Origin of the sequence: Azospirillum himalayense (genome assembly GCF_042657465.1) — a bacterium.
Classification (GTDB): domain Bacteria; phylum Pseudomonadota; class Alphaproteobacteria; order Azospirillales; family Azospirillaceae; genus Azospirillum; species Azospirillum himalayense.
The window spans coordinates 1-551 of sequence record NZ_JBHSLC010000061.1 but is presented as its reverse complement, the minus strand read 5'-3'; the positions used below and the strand labels follow the sequence as shown (position 1 = coordinate 551).

The following is a 551-nucleotide window of genomic DNA, read 5'->3' as shown; positions in this document are numbered from 1 at the left end:
GCGGTGTCGTTGCCGCCGGAGATCACCGCGCCGGCGTGGCCCATGCGGCGGCCCGGAGGCGCGGTGCGCCCGGCGATGAAGCCGACGACCGGCTTCCTGGTCCCGGAGTCGCGGATGAACTCCGCGCCCTTGACCTCGGCGTCGCCGCCGATCTCGCCGATCATGATGATGCCCTCGGTCTCCGGGTCCTTCAGGAACAGCTCCAGGCTGTCCACGAAGTTCGTCCCGTTGACCGGGTCACCGCCGATGCCGATGCAGGTCGTCTGGCCGAGACCCGCCGCGGTGGTCTGCGCCACCGCCTCGTAGGTCAGCGTGCCCGAGCGCGAGACGATGCCGATCTTGCCACGCTTGTGGATGTGGCCGGGCATGATGCCGATCTTGCACTCGTCGGGCGTGATGATGCCCGGGCAGTTCGGCCCGATCAGGCGGGTCTTGGAGTTGCTCAGAGCGCGCTTGACGCGCACCATGTCGAGCACCGGGATGCCCTCGGTGATGCACACCACCAGCGGGATCTCGGCGTCGATCGCCTCCAGGATGGCGTCGGCGGCGAA

Annotated in this window: 1 pseudogene; it reads right to left on the bottom strand. The window is 69.1% G+C overall.

The window, feature by feature from the left end:
• Positions 1-551 (bottom strand): annotated as a pseudogene (locus ACFPMG_RS23495) (succinate--CoA ligase subunit alpha); the annotation flags it as partial.